The organism is Thauera butanivorans NBRC 103042, assembly GCF_001591165.1.
Classification (GTDB): Bacteria; Pseudomonadota; Gammaproteobacteria; order Burkholderiales; family Rhodocyclaceae; genus Thauera; species Thauera butanivorans.
In genome coordinates, this window is sequence record NZ_BCUG01000015.1 from 105,568 (window position 1) to 125,457 (window position 19,890).

Here is a 19,890-nt window from a genome sequence, read left to right on the forward strand (position 1 = left end):
ATGCTAGCACCAAGCCCTCTGAACGTCATCGTCCGCACAGCCAAAAGAGGCTGCATGACGGGCGGCAAACTCAATCCGCGTGGATCGCCCGCAAGGCTTCCGCCAGTTGCGGAGCAACGCATACCGCGTTGCTCGGATGGGTAATGCAGTCGGTACTCCAGATTTCTCCCACCCCGGCCTCGCGCAGCAAGGCCAGCGCACCGGCAGCGAAGATGGCATGGGTGACGGCCACATCGACGCTGGCCGCGCCCGCGTCGAGCAGGCTCCGTGCCGCCCGGGCCAGCGTATGCCCCGAACTGGCGACGTCATCGAGCAGCACCACCGGCCTTCCAGCCACGTTCAGCCCTTCGGGCAGCGTGACATCGACGCCGAAATCGCCATGCCTCACCTTGCTGCACACTGCGTGGTCGAAGCCGTGGCGCGCGGCGGCGGCCTGCACCCACTGCGCCGACTCCACGTCCAGCCCCATCAGCAGCGCGCCCGGCCGCCGTTCGGCAACGAGATCGGCAAGCAGCGGCGCGCCGGACAGGGCGAGCGCATGCGGCACGGGCACGACCTCGGCCAGCGACGAAACGCGGTGCAGATGCGGATCCACCGTCAGCACCGCATCGAACAGGCCCGCGAGAAAACCGCCGACGATGCCCTGGCTGACGGCCTCGCCGGGGGTGGACTCGTCGTCCTGCCGCATATAGGCGAGATAGGGTGCGACCAGCGTGACGTACTCGGCGCCCAGCCGGCCGGCAGTACGGACCACCAGCAGCAGCTCCAGCAGCTTTTCGTTGGGGCGATGCAGGCTGCGATAGACGATCACCCTGCGCGGCAGGGCCTGGGGCAGCCGCAGATGCAGCTCGTCATCGGGGAAGCGGTGCCGCTCGATGACCGCACATTCGACACCCGCCGCCCGCGCCAGGCGTTCCGCCTCCAGGGTTTCATCGTCGAAGTGCAACAACAAGGTATCCATCAAGACTCCACTGACAAATGCCGCACCGGCTCCGCGAAACGTCGGCAGGCACCGATACGGGCAGGCGAATGGAGGCTACACTCAGGCTCCCGCAGTTTGAAGGATCAAATGTCCTCGGGCGAGAAGCACGCCACGCTGGGCATTCCCTTCAGCGGCTAAAGTCCATGACGGCAGTACCGTTATTGATCACATCGAAGCTGTCCTCCAATAGACGGGCGCGCGCCCGACGCCCGGCACTCTCACAATGTGGAGCAAGACTCATGGCATGGTGGAACAACAAGGAAACCGACGAACTGCGCCGAAAGCTGGCGGACAGCGAACGCGAACTGGCCGAAGCCCGCGCGCAGCTCGCCCGGACGGAAGCCGAGTTGGCCCGGCAGCAAGCCGAATGCGCCGAAGTGCGCAAGCGCGACGCGCTGAACGGGGCACTCTTCGACAACCTGCGCACCTACGCCCAAACCATGGGTTCGGTACAGCACTCGTTCTCGCATCTGGCCGGCCAGCTCGCCATCCAGGAATCCTCCGCCGCCGACTCCACGCGCGCCGCCGACGACAGCAGCAAGGCCATTGCCCGCGTGTCGGGCCACCTCGGCACGCTCGCCGCCGAAACCAGCAAGACGACGGACTCTGTCCGGCAACTGACGACGCGCGCCGCGCAGATCGACGGCATCGTCCAGCTCATCCGGGAAATCGCCGATCAGACCAACCTGCTCGCACTCAATGCAGCCATCGAGGCAGCGCGAGCGGGCGAGCAGGGGCGCGGCTTTGCCGTGGTGGCGGACGAAGTCCGCAAGCTGGCCGAACGCACCGCCGGCGCCACCAACGAAATTTCCGAACTCGTCAGCGCCATTCAGAACGAAACGGGGCTGGTCGAGCGCGTCATCCGCGACCTCTCCGACAAGGCCAGCAGCGCGGCCGGCGAGGGAGGCAGCGCACGTTCGAGCATGGATGAACTGTGCGAACTGGCACGAAGCATGGCCAACACCATGAAGCATGCTTCGCTGCGCAGCTTCGCCGAACTGGCCAAACTGGACCATCTGGTCTTCAAGCTCGATGTATACCAGGCGCTGACGGGGCACTCGAACACCTCGGCCGAAACGCTCTCCACCCACACGAGCTGCCGGCTCGGCCGCTGGTATCAGGAAGAAGGGCGTCAGTTCGCCCATCTATCGGGCTACCGCCAGCTCGAAGCACCGCATGCGCGCGTCCACCAGAGCGGCAGGACGGCGCTGCAGCGCCTCGCGCTCGGCGATCTGGAAGGCGTCATCAGCGCCGTCCTGGACATGGAGACGGCCAGCATCCAGGTGCTGGAAAACCTGCAGCAGATTGCCGACACGCTCGGCGACTGAGCCCGGCCGGCCCGCTCCCCCCCGGACACCACCATGCCCATCTACCGGCACATCCTGTTCGATCTGGACGGCACCCTGATCGACTCCGCCCCTGCCATTCTCGCCAGCTACCGCGACGCTTTCGCCGCTGCCGGCCGCGCGCCCGCGCGCACGATCGACGCCTCCATCGTCGGCCCACCGCTGACCGAAACCCTGCAGATGCTGGCGGGCAGCACCGACCCCGGACTCATTGCCACGCTGGCCGCAGGCTTCAAGGCCAGCTACGACAGCACCGGCTATCTGCAGACGGCGGCCTATGCCGGCGTCGGCGACATGCTGACCCGGCTGGCGGCAGGCGGCGGCCGCCTCGCGATCGCCACCAACAAACGCCTCCACCCCACGCAGTTGATCCTTCGGCACCTCGGCTGGGCGCATCATTTCGACGCTGTCTACGCACTGGACATGTTCGAGCCGCGCCTGCCCGACAAGGCAGCCATGATCGCGCGCCTGCTCGCCGATCGCGGCATTCCGCACGGGGAGGCCGTCTATGTCGGCGACCGCGCCGAAGACGGCGAATCCGCCGACGCCAACCGCCTGCCCTTCATCGCCGCGACCTGGGGCTACGGCAGCCTGCAGGCCGGCGACATGGCTGCGCACTGGCAGGCGGCAGCCAGTCCCGCAGCGCTTGCGGACACGCTCCTCGGCGCCTGACGCTCACGCATGAGAATTTGCATCCGAAGCGGGAACAAGGCCCGAAAACGGCACTGAAGCCGCAGACGGTGCCGTAGCACGACAAGGCGGGCCGACGCCGTCATCGCCTTGAAGGCATGCCGGCATCAGGCCTTTTCACCGGCTGGCCAGCCATCGGGCGGATACACGCACCAGCCCCCTCCGCCCTTCCGCTTCACCGCGTAGAGCGCCTGGTCGGCACAACTCTCGAGGCTGGCACGATCCTCGCCGTGCAGCGGCGACAGCGCGATCCCGACCGAGCCGGACACCCGTGCCTCGCCCTGCTCCAGCATGAAGGGCATGGCCAGCGCGGCGCAGATGCGCTGCGCCGCTTCCCGGGCGTCTTCGGCACCGCCCACTTCGAGCAGGATGGCGGCGAACTCGTCACCGCCGAAGCGGGCCACGGTATCCGATTCACGCACGCATGCGGCGATCCGTCCGCCGGCCTCGATCAGCAAGGCGTCGCCCGCCGGATGGCCCAGGCTGTCATTGACCACCTTGAAGCGGTCGAGGTCGATGAACAGCACCGCGAACAGGCCGCCGCTGCGGTGGATCTTCGCCAGCGCGGCATCGAGCCGGTCCTGGAACAATGCACGGTTCGGCAGGCCGGTCAGGGCATCGTGGTCGGCGCGGTACTGCATGCGCTGTTCGGCCTCCTTGCGCAGCGTGATGTCGGTCAGCGTCGCCACGAAGGCTTCGGCTTCACCCGCCAGGCTGGCCCGCGTGATCGACATCCATTGCACATAGGCGTCGCCGCTCTTGCGCCGGTTCCAGATTTCTCCCTGCCAGCAGCCGGTATCGGCCAGCGCGCTGCGGATGCCGTCGAAGAAATCCTGCCCATGGCGCCCCGCCCCGAGCAGTTCCAGTCCGCGGCCGCGCACCTCTTCCTCGCCATAGCCGGTGATGGCGGTGAAGGCCGGATTGACCTGCACGATCCGCATCTCGCCGTTGATCAGCATGATCCCTTCGGCCGTGCTGTCGAAGATCGCCCGGTAGCGCGCCTCGCTGGCAGCGAGGCGGCGCTGGTCGCGCTGGCGCCGATCGATTTCGCGCGCCAGCCCGAGGTTGCTCGCCTCCAGTTCGCCGGTGCGCTGCGCGATGAGCCGCTCCTGCTCGGCATTGACGCGGGCGATCGCGCGCACATGGCGCCGCGCGGCGGCGAAGACGTAGTGGATCGATCCCGCGACGAGCACGAAGGCCGCCAGAAACACTCCCGCGACGCGCTGGCGCTGGGCGTCGCGCAGCTCCAGCAGCGTGGCCGCAGGCATGGTCACCGACACGCCGCCGCGGATGTCGCCGAGGCGATAGCCGTCGGCGGCATGGCATTGCAGACAGGGCCCGGTCACGTGCAGGGGCGCCATGTAGCGATGGACCGGACCGCCCCCGGTGTCGACCAGGGACAGGCGCTCCGGCACGCCCCGCTCGAACGCGGCCAGCGCCTCCGCCTCCCAGGGATCGGGCGTGTTGTCGGGCCGCAGCGGCCGCAGGCTGGTGAGGCGCAGCCGGATTCCGTCGGTCCGCTCCGCGAGTTCGGCGAGCTGCCGCGTCATGAAGGCCGGATTGACCATCGTCATGCGCTGTCCATCCAGCGTGACGACGTCGCGCCGGGGATGCACCAGATAGGGATTGGGCCGCGTGTCGTCCGTCACCAGCACATACACGCCGCCGTGGCGGGCGTTCCAGTCGCGCGTGGTCTCGATCAGGCGGAACAGGGCCTCGCCCCGTTCGCGCGCGACCGCCATCGACGCCTGATCGACCCGCTGCAACTCGGCCCACAACAAGCCGCCGAACAGCAAGGCGACCAGCAGGTGGACGAACACGAGACTGCGGCAGTGCCGGGCATCGTTCCCGCGAGCGGTGGAGAGCGGAGACTTGGGTATCATGGTTTCCAGTACACAATGCCTTGCCGTCACCGAAGCGGCAAGCATGGCCGCGGACGGCAGCGTTCAGGCCGGCGCGGACACGAGGCCGGCGAGTTCGTCGTCCTCGGCCGCCTCGCCGATGAAGCCGCCGCTCTGCCGTGCCCACAGCCGCGCATACAGGCCGCCGCGCGCGAGCAGGCTGCGGTGGTCGCCTTCCTCGACGATGCGCCCCTTGTCCATCACCACCAGCCGGTCCATCGCTGCGATGGTCGACAGCCGGTGGGCGATCGCCACCACCGTCTTGCCTTCCATCAGACGGTACAGGCTGGCCTGGATCGCTGCCTCGACTTCCGAGTCGAGCGCGCTGGTGGCCTCGTCGAGCAGCAGGATCGGCGCATCCTTGAGCATCACGCGGGCGATGGCGATGCGCTGGCGCTGGCCGCCGGAGAGCTTCACGCCGCGTTCGCCGACGTGGGCTTCGTAGCCCGTGCGGCCTTTCGGGTCGGTGAGGCCGAGGATGAAATCGTGCGCTTCGGCACGCTTCGCGGCCGACATCATCCCGGCCTCGCCCGCATCCGGGCGGCCGTACAGGATGTTGTCGCGCACCGAGCGGTGCAGCAGCGAAGTGTCCTGCGTCACCATGCCGATCTGCGCGCGCAGGCTGTCCTGCGTCACCGTGGCGATGTCCTGGCCGTCGATCAGGATGCGGCCCTGGTCGATGTCGTAGAAGCGCAGCAGCAGATTGACCAGCGTGGACTTGCCGGCACCGGAGCGCCCGACCAGGCCGATCTTCTCGCCCGGCCGGATGGTCAGCGACAGGTCGTCGATGATGCGCCGCGCCTCCGGCCCGGCCGCGCCATAGGAGAAACCCAGGTGCTCGAAGCGGATCTCGCCCCGGTCCACCACCAGCGGCTTCGCATCCGGACGATCGACCACCGCATGCGGGCGCGACAAGGTGTTGATGCCGTCCTGCACGGTGCCGACGTTCTCGAACAGCGAGGCCATCTCCCACATCACCCAGTGCGACATGCCGTTCAGGCGCAAGGCCATCGCCGTCGCCGCCGCCACCGCGCCGACGCCGACCTCGCCCTGGCTCCACAGCCACAGCACCAGGCCGCCGGTCGACAGGATCAGCAGCATCGACAGGCCGTGGTTGACGATCTCGATGCTGCTGACCAGCCGCATCTGCGCATGCACGGTGTGCAGGAATTCCTGCATCGCACTGCGCGCGTAGCCCGCCTCGCGGCCGGCGTGCGAGAACAGCTTGACCGTGGCGATGTTGGTATAGGCGTCGGTGATGCGGCCGGTCATCAGCGAGCGCGCATCGGCCTGCGCCCGCGCCACTTTCGACAGCCGCGGCACGAACCAGCGCAGCGACACCGCATACAGCGCCAGCCAGCCGAGGAAGGGCAGCAGCATCCACAGATCGAAGCTCGCCACCACCGCGGTCAGGGTGACGAAGTAGATGACGACGAAGACCAGGATGTCGGTCATGATCAGGCAGGTATCGCGCACCGCCAGCGCGGTCTGCATGACCTTGGCCGACACCCGGCCGGCGAACTCGTCCTGGTAGAAGCTCATGCTCTGGCCGAGCATCAGGCTGTGGAACTTCCAGCGCAGCCGCATCGGGAAATTGCCCGCCAGCGCCTGGTGCTTGAGCATGGTCTGCACCGCCACCAGCGCGATGCTGCCGAGCACGATCACGGCCAGCCACAGCAGCTTGCCGCCCTCGTCGGCCCACAGCCGCGCCGGCGCCACCGCCGCCAGCCAGTCCACCACCTTGCCCAGCATGGCGAACAGCAGCGCCTCGAATGCACCGATGGCCGCGGTCAACAGCATCATGCCGAGGATGAAAGGGCGCGTGCCTTCGGTCGCCGCCCACAGGAAGGCGAAGAAGCGCTTCGGCGCGGGTTGCGGCGCAGTGACGGGATAGGGATCGATGCGGCGCTCGAACCAGTTGAAAAGCAAGGGAACTCTCCGTCGGAAAGGGGCGAGGCCGGAAAGCGAAAATGCCCCGCACCAGGCGGGGCATTCTACGACAGTGCAGCGGCAGCTCAGGCCGGCGCGCTGCTGCGGATCAGGTGATCGAAGGCCGACAGCGCCGCCTTGGAGCCTTCGCCCATGGCGATGACGATCTGCTTGTACGGCACCGTGGTGCAGTCGCCGGCAGCGAACACGCCCGGCACCGAGGTCTGGCACTTGGGATCGACGACGATCTCGCCGAAGCGGCTCAGCTCGACCGCCCCCTTCAGGAAGTCGGTGTTGGGCAGCAAGCCGATCTGGACGAAGACGCCTTCCAGCTCGATGCGCTGCGACTCGCCCGTCCTGCGGTCGGTATACACCAGGCCATTCACCTTTTCGGTGCCGGTGACTTCAGTGGTCTGCGCGCTCTTGATCACGGTGACGTTGGCCAGGCTGTGGAGCTTCTTCTGCAGCACCGCGTCGGCACGCAGCTCATCGGCGAACTCCAGCAGCGTGACGTGGCCGACGATGCCGGCGAGGTCGATCGCCGCCTCGACGCCCGAGTTGCCGCCGCCGATCACCGCCACGCGCTTGCCCTTGAACAGCGGGCCGTCGCAGTGCGGGCAGTAGGCCACGCCCTTGCCGCGGAACGCCTGCTCGCCGGGCACGTTCATCTCGCGCCAGCGTGCGCCGGTGGCAAGGATCACGGTCCTGGCCTTCAGTGCCGCGCCGTTCTCCAGGTGCACTTCGGCCAGCGTGGCGCCGTCCGCGCTGCCCGGCACCAGCTTTGCCGCGCGCTGCAGGTTCATGATGTCCACTTCGTACTGCTTGACGTGCTCTTCGAGCGCCATCACCAGCTTCGGCCCTTCGGTTTCCTTCACCGAGATGAAGTTCTCGATCGCCAGCGTGTCCATCACCTGGCCGCCGAAGCGCTCGGCGACGATGCCGGTGCGGATGCCCTTGCGTGCGGCATAGATCGCCGCCGCGGCACCGGCCGGGCCGCCGCCGACGATCAGCACGTCGAAGGCATCCTTGGCCGACAGCTTGTTCGCATCGCGCGCCGCGGCGCCGGTGTCGACCTTGGCCAGGATCTCGCCCAGTTCCATGCGGCCGGCGCCGAATTCCTCGCCGTTCAGGTAGACCGTCGGCACCGCCATGATCTGGCGCTCTTCGACTTCCTGCTGGAACACGCCGCCATCGACCATGGTGTGGCGGACGTTGGGGTTGAGGACCGCCATCAGGTTCAGCGCCTGCACCACGTCGGGGCAATTGTGGCAGGACAGCGAGATGTAGGTGACGAACTCGAAGTCGCCTTCGAGCGCCTTGATCTGCTCGATCACCTCGGCTTCGACCTTGGGCGGATAGCCGCCGGCCTGCAGCAGGGCGAGGATCAGCGAGGTGAATTCATGGCCCATCGGCAGGCCGGCGAAGCGCACGCGCGCCTCTCCGCCCCTGGGGCCGACCGAGAAGGACGGCTTGCGCTCATTGCCGTCGCGCTGTTCGATCAGGGTGATCAGGTTGGACTGCTCGGCCACGTCCTTGAGCAGTTCGAGCATTTCGCGCGACTTGCCGCCATCGTCCAGCGACGCCACGATCTCGATCGGCTGCGTCACCCGTTCCAGATAGGCTTTCAATTGAGTCTTGATATTGGCGTCCAGCATGATGGCTTCTTCCTTCAAAAATTCGGCCGCCGCTGTTTACGGCGATCCTGATACGACACAGCCGGCACTTGGCCGGCTGTGGAGCGGGCAGTCCGGGCCGGATGGGCCCGGACGGTGCAACGACGGACTCAGATCTTGCCGACCAGGTCGATCGACGGAGCCAGCGTCAGCTCGCCTTCCTTCCACTTCGCCGGGCACACTTCGTTCGGGTGGGCTGCGACGTACTGGGCAGCCTTCAGCTTGCGCACGGTTTCGGTCACGTCACGGGCGATGGCGTTGTCGTGCACTTCCATCGTCTTGATGATGCCTTCCGGGTTGACGATGAAGGTACCGCGCAGGGCCAAGCCTTCTTCCGGGATATGCACGTCGAAGGCGTTGGTCAGCTGGTGGGTCGGGTCACCGACCAGGGCGAACTGGGCCTTGCCGACGGCTTGCGAGGTTTCGTGCCACACCTTGTGCGAGAAGTGGGTGTCGGTGGTGACGATGTAGACTTCGGCGCCAGCCTTCTGGAACTCGCCGTAGTGTTCGGCGGCGTCCTCGATTTCGGTCGGGCAGTTGAAGGTGAAGGCGGCCGGCATGAAAATCAGCACGGACCACTTGCCCTTCAGGTTGGCGTCGGAGATTTCGATGAACTTGCCGTTCTGATAGGCCTGGGCTTTGAAAGGCTTGACTTCGGTGTTGATCAGCGACATCTGGCATCCTCCAGCGGGGGGTTGATGAAACGGGGGTGTTGAATCGATGGGGCGGAGTTTAGACCGGTTCCATGAATTGCTCTAATTGATAATCGAGATACTGTCGATTTAATTTCGCTATCAGCAAGCCATCCAGAAATGGTCATCTCCAATCGCCCGCCAGCCTGCGGCGACAGGCTCGCAGCAAGGCCGGCGATCTTCCATAGCTGGGAGCGAGATCCGGAAAATCAAGTGCTGGCGAGATGACGACGCACTGAAATGACCGCGCCCAGCCAGCCGAGGAAGGCCGCGAAGGCCACGATCGCCAGCGACGCACGCCAATCCGGGCCGCCGAGCTGGAACACCGCGCCATAAGTCTGCGCCAGCCGCGCGACCGGTTGCCCCAGCGCCTGCACGCCAGCCCACACCGTGCCGAGCGCGACCAGGCCGCCGAGCGCGCCCTGCAGCCCGCCGAACCAGTAGAAGGGCCGGCGGATGAAGGGGTCCGTCGCACCGAGCAGGCGGCTCACCTCGATTTCCTGGCGCTGGGTCAGGATCTGCAGGCGGATGGTATTGAAGGTGACGATGACCAGCGCGAAGCCGAGCAGCCCGGCCAGCATCAGCACCGCGGAGCGCCCCAGTTCCAGCAGGGCATGCAGGCGCGCGACCCAGGCCGAATCGAGCTGCACATGCGCCACCCTGGGCCAGTTGCCGATGTCCGCCGCCATCTGCTCGAACAGTTCGGGGTCTTCGCCCTGCGGCGTCAGCACGAAGGCATCGGGCAGGGGATTGTCGCCCAGCCCGGCCAGCACGTCGCCCAGGCCGCTGGCGGCGAGCTGGCCGAGCGCTTCGTCACGGGCGACGAAGCGGTAGCTGGCCAGCGCGGGCATGGCCTTGAGCCTGGCCTCGATCGCCTCGGCGTCGGCCTTTTGCGCCTGCGTGTCGAGGAAGATGCTGATTTCCGGCGTTCCCGACACACCGCGCGCCAGCGAGGCGGCATTGTCCAGCAGCAGGTAGCCGCCGCCCGGCAGCGACAGCGCGATCCCCACCACCAGCGCCGACAGCAGGGTGCCGACCGGCTGGCCGAACAGGCGGCGCAGCGCCTGGGCGATGGCCCGCACATGCAGATACAGCCAGTTGCTCATTGGACTCCCCTCCGGTCGCTGGCGCGACCATCTCCCCGCCGAAGGGGAACGCCGCCTTCGGGCAGCCGGGCGACGGCGCTCATGCGAACACCCTCATTTCGCCACCCTCGTCTGCCGTGCTGCCGGCGGGGCGGCTGTCCCCGGTCAGTTCGCCCTTCTCCAGCACCAGCCGGCGCGGCTGGCTGGCGGCGAACAGGGAAGCGTCGTGGGTGCTGACGAGCACGGTGACGCCCGCCTCGTTGAAGGACAGGAACAGCTCGGCGATGTCCGCCGCGTAGGCCGGGTCGAGGTGGGCGGTGGGCTCGTCGGCGATCAGGATGGATGGCCTGTTGACGATCGCGCGCGCGATCGCCACCCGCTGCTGCTCGCCGCCCGACAGCCCCGCCGGCATTTCCTTGCCGCGCCCGTTGAGGCCGACCCGGTCGAGCGCGGCCGCCACCCGCCTGGCGGCGTCGCGCGGCGGATGGCCGGTGATCACCAGCGGCAGCATCACGTTGTCGAACACGTTGCGGTCGAACAGCAGCCGGCTTTCCTGCAGCACCAGGCCGAGATTGCGGCGCAGATAGGGAATCGCCGCCTTCGGCAGATGCGACACGTCCTGGCCGTTGATCAGCACGCGGCCGGCGCTCGGCCGCTCGATGACCGGGATCAGCTTCAGCAGCGTGCTCTTGCCGGCGCCGGAATGGCCCGACAGCACCACCAGTTCGCCATGGCGAATCGCAAAGTCGACGCCGGCCAGCGCCGTGTAGCCGCCCGCATAGCGTTTGGCCACATCCTCGAAGACGATCATGCGCGTTCGCCTTCTCCGTTCCTGGCCGCGCCCGCGGCGGGCTCGAACAGCGCATCGACGAACTCCCGCGCCTTGAACGGCTGCAGGTCGTCGATGCCTTCGCCGACGCCGATGAAGCGCAAAGGCTTCGGGCACTGGCGGGCGATCGCCGCCAACACGCCGCCCTTGGCGGTGCCGTCGAGCTTGGTCACGACCAGGCCGGTGACGCCGACCGCCTTGTCGAAGGCCTTGACCTGGGCCAGCGCGTTCTGGCCGATGTTGGCGTCGAGCACCAGCAGCACCTCGTGCGGGCCGCTCGGGTCGGCCTTGGCGATGACGCGCCTGACCTTGGCGATCTCTTCCATCAGGTGGAGCTGGGTCGGCAGCCGGCCGGCGGTATCGGCCAGCACGATGTCGATGTTGCGCGCGCGCGCGGCGTTGATCGCATCGAAGATCACCGCCGCGGCATCGCCGCCGTCCTGCGCCACCACGGTGACATTGTTGCGCTCGCCCCAGGTCATCAGCTGCTCGCGCGCCGCGGCGCGGAAGGTGTCGCCGGCAGCCAGCAGCACGCTCTTGCCCTGGGCCTGGAAATGCTTGGCCAGCTTGCCGATCGAAGTCGTCTTGCCGGCGCCGTTGACACCCGCGATCATGATCACGAAGGGCTTGTGGGTGCCGGCGTCGAGCGGCTCTTCGAGCGGCGCGACGATGGCCTGCAGGCCGTCGGCCAGCGCCTTCTGCAACTGGTCGGCGGTTTCCAGCCGGTCGCGCTTCCAGCGCAGGCGCAGGTCGTCGATCAGGTGCTGGGTGGCCTCGACACCGCAATCGGCCATCAGCAGCGTCGATTCGAGTTCCTCCAGCAGATCTTCGTCGATCTTGCGGCGACCGAACAGGCTCGCCAGGCCGCCGCCCAGTTGCTGCCGGGTGCGGGCCAGGCCGGCCTTGAGGCGGTCGGTCCAGGAGCGCTTGGCCGGCGCTTCGGCGGCTGCCGGGACGGCAGGCTCATCGGCGGGCACCACGGGCTCGGCGGCTTCGGCAACAGCCGGCGTTTCCAGCGGCCCGGGCTCGACGGCGCTTGCAGAATCGCCAGCGGTCGCAGGCCCGGCGGTCTCGGCGGCCGGCGGCAGGACCGCGGTTTCGGCTACGGGTCCAGCCGCGGCTTCGGGCCCGGTTTCGACGGCGGGCCCGACATCGGCAGACGGCACGGCTGCGGCCGGCTCTGCCTCATCCGCCTGCATCCCCGCAGGCGCTTCGGTGGCTTCCGCCGGCACCTCCAGGGCGACGACTTCTTGCTCTGCTTCGGGGGCGACATCGGCGACGGCATCGGCCGATACCTGCTCGGCAACATCCTCGGCCGGCGGCTGGCCGGCTTCGGTTTGCCCGGTCTTGCCGAACTTCTTCTTCAGGAAACCAAACATTGCACGCTCGGGTCAGAGGGAACGTTTCGCGTCGGCGGCGCCCCACGCCAGCCGTGGGCACCCGCAACCGATCACGTTAAGATGCGGCTCCCCGTCCGGCCGGCGCGCACTGCGCGCCAGGCCCGGCGGAGCGCCGCGAATTCTAACAGATGCAGGACATCCCCATGTTTCTCCACACGTTTGCCCGCGCCCTCGTCATCGGCGGCATTGCCGCCGCACCGCTGCTCACGCCTTCGGCCGTGCTTGCCAATCCCTTCGAGACCACGCTCACCAACGGCATGAAGGTCATCGTCAAGGAAGACCGCCGCGCGCCATCGGCGGTGCATATGGTGTGGTACCGCAGCGGCTCGATGGACGAACCCGAAGGCGTGTCCGGCGTCGCCCACGTGCTCGAGCACATGATGTTCAAGGGTACGAAGAACGTCGGCCCCGGCGAGTTCAACAAGCGGGTGGCCGCGGTCGGCGGACGCGACAACGCCTTCACCGGCAAGGACTACACCGCCTATTTCCAGCAGGTGCCGCCGGACCGGCTGAGCGAGATGATGGCGCTCGAAGCCGACCGCATGCAGCACCTGGTGCTGGACGACGAAGCCTTCCGCCGCGAACTCGAAGTCGTCAAGGAAGAGCGCCGCCTGCGCACCGACGACCAGCCGCGCGCGCTGGTCTACGAACAGTTGATGGCCACCGCCTTCAAGGCCCATCCCTACCGCCGCCCGGTGATCGGCTGGATGCCCGACCTGGAGGCGATGCAGCCCGAGGACGCCCGCGAGTGGTATCGCCGCTGGTATACGCCGGCCAACGCCTACTTGGTGGTGGTGGGCGACGTCGATCACCGCCGCGTGTTCCGCGACGCCGAACGCTACTACGGCCCGATCGCCGCTCGCCCGCTGCCCGCCCGCCGCATCTCCGCCGAACCCGTCCAGCAGGGGCCGCGCCAGGCGGTGGTGAAGGCGCCGGCCGAACTGCCCTACCTGAGCATGGCCTGGCACGTGCCCGCCATGCGCGACCCGGCACGGGATCGCGACGCCTACGCGCTGCAGGTGCTGTCGGCCGTGCTCGACGGCTACGACGGCGCCCGCCTGACCCGCAGGCTGGTGCGCGACAGCGCCCTGGCGCTGTCCGCCGGCGCCGGCTACGACGGCAGCGGCCGCGGCCCGGCACTGTTCTACCTCGACGGCGTACCGGCCCCCGGCCACTCGGTCGACGAACTCGAAGCCGCCCTGCGCGCCGAACTGCAGCGCATCCGCGACGAAGGCGTCAGCGAGGCCGAGCTTGCCCGGGTCAAGACCCAGGCCGTGGCCAGCCGGGTCTACAAGCGCGACTCGCTGATGGGGCAGGCGATGGAAATCGGCTACATGGAATCGGCCGGCCTGTCGTGGCGCGACGAAGAGCTGCTGCTCGAAGGCCTGCGCAGCGTCACCGCCGAGGAAGTCCGCAGCGTGGCACAGCGCTACTTCAGCGACGACAGCCTGAACGCCGCCCGCCTCGAGCCGCAGCCGCCGGCGCCCCCTCGCCCGCGCTCGCCGCTCGCGCCGGCGCACCACTGATCGCTTCCGCCAACCGACTGATTCTCCGGACGGAACCTCCGACATGACCAAGACTTCCCGCCTGTTCACACCTTTCCTCGCCAGCCTGGTGCTGCTCGCCCAGTTCGTCGCCGGCCCCGCACTGGCCGGCCCGAAGATCGAACAATGGACCGCCCCGACCGGCGCCCGCGTGCTCTACGTCGAAAGCCGCGCCCTGCCGCTGGTCGACATCCAGGTCGATTTCGCCGCCGGCTCGGCCTACGAACCCGCCGACAAGGCCGGCCTCGCCAGCCTGACGCAGAACCTGCTCGACGCCGGCACCGCCACGCTCGACGAACAGCAGATCTCCGAGCGGATCGCCGACATCGGCGCGCAGATCGGTGGCAGCACCGACAGCGACCGCGCCAGCCTGTCGATTCGCAGCCTGTCGTCCGCAACCGAGCGCGACGCCGCGGTCGAGCTCGGCGCCAGCCTGCTCGCCCAGCCCACCTTCCCTGAAGAGATCCTCGAGCGCGAGCGCAAGCGCGCCCTCGCCGGCCTGCGCGAAGCCTTGACCAAACCCGCCACGCTGGCCGCCCGCCGCTTCAACGAAGCGCTGTATGCCGGCCACCCCTACGGCGGCAGCGTCACGCCGGAATCGCTGGAGGCGATCACGCGCGACGATCTGGTCGATTTCCATAGCCGTCATTTCGGCGCCCGGCGCGCCTCGGTCGCCATCGTCGGCGACGTCGATCGCGCCACCGCCGAGCGCATCGCCATCCGCTTGACCGAGCAGTTGCCGCCGGTCGCCGCCGCGACCCCGCTGCCCGCCCCGGCGCCGACCCAGGCCGCCGTGCTGCGCATCGCCAACCCTTCGGCGCAGGCCCACATCCTCGTCGGCCAGCCCGGCCTGGCACGCGAGGATGCCGACTACTTCCCGCTGCTGGTGGGCAACTACGTGCTCGGCGGCGGCGGCTTCGTGTCGCGGCTGACCAAGGAAGTACGCGAAAAGCGCGGCTTCGCCTACAGCGTGTATAGCTTCTTCTCGCCGCAGCAGGTCGCCGGCCCCTTCCAGATCGGCCTGCAGACCCGCGGCAGCCAGACCGACGAAGCCCTCGCGGTGGTGCGCGACACCCTGGCCGGCTTCATCGCCGAAGGCCCGAGCGCAGAAGAGCTTCAGGCCGCCAAGGACAACCTGATCAACGGCTTCGGCCTGCGCCTGGACTCGAACGCCAAGATCCTCGGCTACGTGGCGATGATCGGCTTCTACCGCCTGCCGCTCGACTGGCTCGACACCTATCCGCAGCAGGTCGCCGCGGTCGACGCCGAGCAGATCCGCGACGCTTTCGCCCGCCGCATCCACGCCGACCGGCTCGTCACCGTGATCGCCGGCGGCGACGGCGACACCGCCGCGCCGGCCGAAGCCGCAGAAGCCGCCCGATGAGCCGTGTGCGCATCGTCGGCGGCCAGTGGCGCTCGCGCCTGCTCGAGGTCACCGACGCCCAGGGCCTGCGTCCGACGCCGGACCGCGTGCGCGAAACCCTGTTCAACTGGCTCGGCCAGACGCTCGATGGCGAGCACTGCCTCGACCTCTTCGCCGGCAGCGGCATCCTCGGCTTCGAAGCCGCCTCGCGCGGCGCCGAATCGGTCGTGCTGGTCGAGCGCAACCCCCGCGCGGTCGCCGCGCTGCACAAATCGGCAAAGACCTTACAAGCGTCACAAGTAGAGATCGTGTGCGGCGATGCGGTAAGATTCGCCCAAAACGCGCAACGGAAGTTCGACGGCGTGTTTCTCGACCCACCCTACGAGCAGGGCTGGATCGAGCGGATACAACCCTGGCTGGACGCGCTGCTGAAGCCCGACGGATGGATCTACGTCGAGTCCGAAGCCACGGTGGCAACGCTGGGGAACTGGCAGGCAGTGAAGCAGGGCCGCGCCGGAACGGTCAATTTCCATCTGATGCGCAGGAGCCAGGAATGAAGGAAGCGGTGGCAGTCTATCCGGGGACGTTCGACCCGTTCACCCGGGGACATGCCGATCTCGTCCGCCGGGCGTCGGTGCTGTTCGACAGCGTCATCGTCGCGGTTGCGCGCAGCAACAGCAAGGGGCCGATCTTCACGCTCGACGAGCGGGTGGACATTGCCCGCGAGGCGGTTTCCGGCTACCCCAACGTCAGGGTCGCCGGCTTCGACTGCCTGCTGATGGATTTTCTCAGGCAGCAGAACGCGCGCGTGATCCTGCGCGGCCTGCGCGCGGTGTCGGACTTCGAGTACGAGTTCCAGATGGCCGGGATGAACCGCAAGCTTCACCCGGACGTCGAAACGGTATTCCTGACGCCAGCGGAGGAGTACATGTTCATCTCGGCCACGATGGTCCGGGAAATCGCCCGTCTGGGCGGCGATGTAAGCAAGTTCGTGCAGCCTTCGGTGCTGGTACGGCTGCAGGAAAAATTGAAATCAAGGCAATAGCAAGGAAGCGAACACCATGGCTCTGAAGATTACCGACGAGTGCATCAACTGCGACGTCTGCGAACCGGAATGCCCCAACGGCGCCATCTCCCAGGGTGACGAAATCTACGTCATCGATCCGAACAAGTGCACCGAGTGCGTCGGCCACTTCGACGAACCGCAATGCCAGCAGGTCTGCCCGGTCGACTGTATTCCGCTCGACCCGGACCGGCCGGAAACACATGAAGAGCTGATGGAGAAGTACAACAAGCTGACCGCAGGCTGAACGGCCGCTTGCGCTGAAGACGACGAGGCCGCCCGCGATGCAGCGGGCGGCCTCGTGCATTCCGGCGCAACAGCGGCGTTCAGGCCGCTGCGCGCATTTCGCCGCTTTCCCGTTCGCCCTGCGCCAGCGGACCGAGGGTTTTGGCGATTTCCTGCTGCAAGGCATCGAGCTGCGCCAGCATCGCCAGCACGTTGTCCTCGCCCTGCTTCAGTTCCTCGACCCGATCTTCCAGCGTGTCCGTGGCCTGGTGGATGCGCTTGACGCTTTCGAGCCGGCGCTTGAGCTGGATCTGGTACTCGCGCACCTGGGTCTCCAGCGGCGACATCACCGCCCGCAGCCACTGTTCGACGTCGCGGTTGGCGACTTCGAAAGTGCGCCTGGCCTGCACCGCGACGGTCTCGAAGAACTTCTGCGTCAGCGCATGCTTTTCGGTCGTCACCAGCGTCAGCGTGGTGTTGAGCTGGCGGTTGAAAGCCGTTTCCAGGCGGTCGAGCTCTTTCTCGTAGCGCAGCGTGGAGAAGGTTTCGGGCGGCGTCAGCCTGAGTCCGTGCTCGACGCTGAAGCGCTTGTACATGGCGTCGAGCATCTTCGAGATTTCGCCGATTTCTCCCGTCGAACGCAGCAGGTTCTCGCGCAGATGCCGGAAGAAGCCTTCCATCGCGTCGCGCAGGCCCTTGGTGAAGGTCGATTCCAGCATCGCCTCGCGCGTACGGCGGGTCTGATCGCGCAGCGCATCCATGCCGATGCTGGCGAGCAGGCTGTTGGTGAGATCGGAAAACACCGAACGCACGGCGTAGTACTTCTGCAGCCCCTGCTCGAAGTCGTCCTTCTCGCTGCGGATCTTGCGCATCATGTACTCGATGACGCTCTGGTTCTTGCCCCGCAGGTCGGTCAGTTCCTGCAGTTGCTCGCGCAGGCCGGCCAGGCGGGCTTCGAGCAGCGCGCGCGTCTGCGCCATCACCTCGCCGGTTTCGGCCAGCGTGTCTTCGCGCACGATGTCCTGCTTGGCGGACAGCAGGTCGCCGGTCAGCGCCTGTTCCAGCGCCGGCATGCGGCTGCGCGCGAGCAGCGGCGCATCACCGGTGACGCGCGCCACCAGCCCTTTCTGCGCCGACACCGGAAACACCGCCTCGGCGTCGATCTCCAGCGTCTCCGCGACCGAGTCCACCTGGCGGGCAATCTCGGCATCGATCCGCGCCTCGTCCCGCAGGCCGTCCCACAGGCCGTCGATCTTGTTCAGCACCACCAGGCGGCCGCGCTGGCTGCCGCCCTGCACATAGCTGCGCCACACGGTCAGGTCGCTCTGCGTGACGCCGGTGTCGGCAGCGAGGATGAACAGCACCGCATGCGCGCTCGGCAGCATCGACAAGGTCAGCTCGGGTTCGGCGCCGATCGCGTTCAGGCCCGGCGTGTCGAGCACCACCAGGCCTTGCTCGAGCAGGGGATGCGGAAACTGGATCACCGCATGGCGCCAGCTCGGAATCTCGACCAGGCCGTCCGCGCCCGGCTTCAGCCCTTCGTCGCCGTCGGCATCGACGGCGAAACCGAGGCGGACGGCCTCGTCCTGCGTCACGCGTTCGGTTTCGCCGACGCGGGCGAGCGCAGCCTGCAGGCTGCCGGCATCCAGGCTCTGCAGCGACACGCTCTGCCACTCCTCGGCATAGCGCTTCAGCTCGCTGACCGGCGTCTGGCAGGCGCGCGTGCGGATCGGCAGCAGGCGCAGCTCCGGCTGCGCCCCCTTGCGCCATTGCAGCTCCGTCGGGCACATCGTCGTGCGCCCTGCGCTGGAAGGCAGGATGCGATCGCCGTAGTCGGCGAAGAAGATCGCATTGATCAACTCCGACTTGCCGCGCGAGAACTCGGCGACGAAAGCCACCGTCAGCTTGTCGTCACGCAGACGCTCCAGCAGGTATTGCAGGCGAAGATCGCTCTGGACATCGCCGACTTCATTGCGTGCCAGCCATGCGCGCAGGCGCGCGACGGAATCGGCGGCGGCGGTGCGCCAACCGGCGTAGGCTGAAAACTGATCGATCAATTCGGTCATCGGGCCGCTCACAGGACTCAGGACACCAAGCGAAATATCCACAGCATAGCGGCGAACACGAAACGCGACCATGCAGAAATGCGCACTCCGGCCGAACGTGCGGGGATATGCCGGCTTCGACGGCAGGCGGGGATCAGCGGCGGCGCTGGCAACGCGGGCAGAAGTAAGTCGCCCGCTGGCCGCTGACGACGCCGAACACCGTGCTGCCGCACTGCCGGCAGGCTTCGCCGGCGCGGCCATAGACGAAGTACTGCTGCTGGAAATAGCCGGGCCGGCCATCGCCGCCGACGAAGTCGCGCAAGGTGCTGCCCCCTGCGGCGATGGCGTCGGCCAGCGTTTCGCGCACCGTCTGCACCAGCCGCGCACAGCGCCGCAGGCCGAGCGCGCCGGCCGGCTCCAGCGGATGGATGCGGGCACGGAACAGACTTTCCGACGCATAGATGTTGCCGACGCCGACCAGCTTGCGGTTGTCCATCAGCACGTGCTTGATCGGCGCCCGCAGACCGCGCGTGACGCGGAACAGCCAGGCCGCATCGAAAACCTCGCTCAGCGGCTCCGGCCCCAGATGCGCCAGCAGCGGATGCCGTTCGGGCGCCCCCTCCTGCCACACCACCATGCCGAAGCGGCGCGGATCGCGCAGGCGCAGGGCCTGCGCACCGAAGACGAAATCGACATGGTCGTGCGTGCCGGGCACTTCGTCGGCACCGACCAGGCGCAGGCTGCCCGACATGCCCAGATGCACGATCACCGTGCCGGGGCCGAAATCCAGCAGCAGGTACTTCGCCCGCCGCGACACGCCCTGCAGCACCCGGCCGACGATCCGGTCGGCGAGTTCGGACGGCACCGGCAGGCGCAGCCGTGGATTGCGCACGCGCAGCCCGCTCAGCTGCCGGCCTTCGACATGGGGGCGGATACCGCGGCAGGTGGTTTCGACTTCGGGCAGTTCGGGCATCGGCGCTATCGGGGGATCGGGTCACGGGGGCGGGTACGAGCCTGGGCAAACCTCACGGCGCCCGCACGGCCCGTCTTGCGGGCCGGACGCCGATCTGCATACCATGTTCGATACGAACCGAATTCTAGAGCAGCACTCCAAAACCTGCCG

Annotated in this window: 17 protein-coding genes; 7 read left to right on the forward strand and 10 right to left on the reverse strand. The window is 67.8% G+C overall.

Annotation, left to right across the window (positions count from 1 at the left end; genetic code table 11):
* Nucleotides 1-70: 70 nt before the first annotated feature.
* Nucleotides 71-961 carry a ribose-phosphate diphosphokinase gene (locus TBU01S_RS07175; RefSeq protein ID WP_068635951.1) on the reverse strand — a complete coding sequence of 297 codons (891 nt, stop codon included), beginning with the start codon at nt 959-961 and terminating at the stop codon, nt 71-73.
* A gap of 260 nt (nt 962-1,221) precedes the next feature.
* Here TBU01S_RS07175 and TBU01S_RS07180 point away from each other — a divergent pair, with 260 nt between their 5' ends.
* On the forward strand, nt 1,222-2,310 hold the full coding sequence (locus TBU01S_RS07180; protein ID WP_068635952.1) for a methyl-accepting chemotaxis protein: 1,089 nt from the start codon (nt 1,222-1,224) through the stop codon (nt 2,308-2,310).
* 33 nt (nt 2,311-2,343) lie between these two features.
* Nucleotides 2,344-3,000 (forward strand): HAD family hydrolase, encoded by a 657-nt coding sequence (locus tag TBU01S_RS07185; RefSeq protein ID WP_068635953.1) that lies wholly within the window; start codon nt 2,344-2,346, stop codon nt 2,998-3,000.
* 125 nt (nt 3,001-3,125) lie between these two features.
* Here TBU01S_RS07185 and TBU01S_RS07190 read toward each other — a convergent pair whose 3' ends face one another.
* From TBU01S_RS07190 to ftsY, 7 genes are all read right to left on the reverse strand, one after another.
* Nucleotides 3,126-4,901 carry a diguanylate cyclase domain-containing protein gene (locus TBU01S_RS07190; RefSeq protein WP_068635954.1) on the reverse strand — a complete coding sequence of 592 codons (1,776 nt, stop codon included), beginning with the start codon at nt 4,899-4,901 and terminating at the stop codon, nt 3,126-3,128.
* A 63-nt stretch (nt 4,902-4,964) separates the two neighbouring features.
* On the reverse strand, nt 4,965-6,848 hold the full coding sequence (locus TBU01S_RS07195; RefSeq protein WP_068635955.1) for an ABC transporter ATP-binding protein: 1,884 nt from the start codon (nt 6,846-6,848) through the stop codon (nt 4,965-4,967).
* 86 nt (nt 6,849-6,934) lie between these two features.
* Nucleotides 6,935-8,503: an alkyl hydroperoxide reductase subunit F gene (gene ahpF / locus TBU01S_RS07200; protein WP_068635985.1), complete on the reverse strand. Its 1,569-nt coding sequence runs from the start codon at nt 8,501-8,503 to the stop codon at nt 6,935-6,937.
* A 128-nt stretch (nt 8,504-8,631) separates the two neighbouring features.
* Nucleotides 8,632-9,195, reverse strand: a complete 564-nt coding sequence (gene ahpC, locus TBU01S_RS07205; protein WP_068635956.1) for an alkyl hydroperoxide reductase subunit C — start codon at nt 9,193-9,195, stop codon at nt 8,632-8,634.
* A 227-nt stretch (nt 9,196-9,422) separates the two neighbouring features.
* Complete coding sequence (gene ftsX, locus TBU01S_RS07210; RefSeq protein WP_068635957.1) at nt 9,423-10,319, reverse strand: permease-like cell division protein FtsX; 897 nt, start codon at nt 10,317-10,319, stop codon at nt 9,423-9,425.
* A 79-nt stretch (nt 10,320-10,398) separates the two neighbouring features.
* Nucleotides 10,399-11,109 carry a cell division ATP-binding protein FtsE gene (locus TBU01S_RS07215; protein WP_068635958.1) on the reverse strand — a complete coding sequence of 237 codons (711 nt, stop codon included), beginning with the start codon at nt 11,107-11,109 and terminating at the stop codon, nt 10,399-10,401.
* Nucleotides 11,106-12,506 carry a signal recognition particle-docking protein FtsY gene (gene ftsY, locus TBU01S_RS07220; RefSeq protein WP_068635959.1) on the reverse strand — a complete coding sequence of 467 codons (1,401 nt, stop codon included), beginning with the start codon at nt 12,504-12,506 and terminating at the stop codon, nt 11,106-11,108. Before ftsY ends, TBU01S_RS07215 begins: the two co-directional genes overlap by 4 nt.
* Before the next feature lie 164 nt (nt 12,507-12,670).
* Here ftsY and TBU01S_RS07225 point away from each other — a divergent pair, with 164 nt between their 5' ends.
* Genes TBU01S_RS07225 through TBU01S_RS07245 form a run of 5 tightly spaced genes read left to right on the forward strand, consistent with a single transcriptional unit; the run spans nt 12,671 to nt 16,744 of the window.
* Nucleotides 12,671-14,053 (forward strand): M16 family metallopeptidase, encoded by a 1,383-nt coding sequence (locus TBU01S_RS07225; protein ID WP_068635986.1) that lies wholly within the window; start codon nt 12,671-12,673, stop codon nt 14,051-14,053.
* 43 nt (nt 14,054-14,096) lie between these two features.
* Entirely contained in the window at nt 14,097-15,455 is a 1,359-nt protein-coding gene (locus TBU01S_RS07230) for a M16 family metallopeptidase (protein ID WP_068635960.1), read from the forward strand.
* Nucleotides 15,452-15,991, forward strand: a complete 540-nt coding sequence (gene rsmD / locus TBU01S_RS07235) for a 16S rRNA (guanine(966)-N(2))-methyltransferase RsmD (RefSeq protein ID WP_068635961.1) — start codon at nt 15,452-15,454, stop codon at nt 15,989-15,991. The genes TBU01S_RS07230 and rsmD overlap by 4 nt, the downstream gene beginning before the upstream one ends.
* Entirely contained in the window at nt 15,988-16,479 is a 492-nt protein-coding gene (coaD, locus tag TBU01S_RS07240) for a pantetheine-phosphate adenylyltransferase (protein WP_068635962.1), read from the forward strand. The genes rsmD and coaD overlap by 4 nt, the downstream gene beginning before the upstream one ends.
* 16 nt (nt 16,480-16,495) lie before the next feature.
* A complete protein-coding gene (locus TBU01S_RS07245) occupies nt 16,496-16,744 on the forward strand; it encodes a YfhL family 4Fe-4S dicluster ferredoxin (protein ID WP_068635963.1) in 249 nt (82 codons plus the stop codon).
* A gap of 79 nt (nt 16,745-16,823) precedes the next feature.
* On the opposite strand, the gene TBU01S_RS07250 is transcribed toward TBU01S_RS07245, so the two are convergent.
* Both TBU01S_RS07250 and mutM read right to left on the reverse strand, forming a co-directional pair.
* Entirely contained in the window at nt 16,824-18,788 is a 1,965-nt protein-coding gene (locus TBU01S_RS07250; RefSeq protein ID WP_068635964.1) for a dynamin family protein, read from the reverse strand.
* Between the two features lie 133 nt (nt 18,789-18,921).
* The gene (gene mutM / locus TBU01S_RS07255) at nt 18,922-19,740 is read right to left on the reverse strand and encodes a bifunctional DNA-formamidopyrimidine glycosylase/DNA-(apurinic or apyrimidinic site) lyase (RefSeq protein WP_068635965.1); all 819 of its coding nucleotides are present in this window, start codon (nt 19,738-19,740) and stop codon (nt 18,922-18,924) included.
* Between the last annotated feature and the right edge of the window lie 150 nt (nt 19,741-19,890).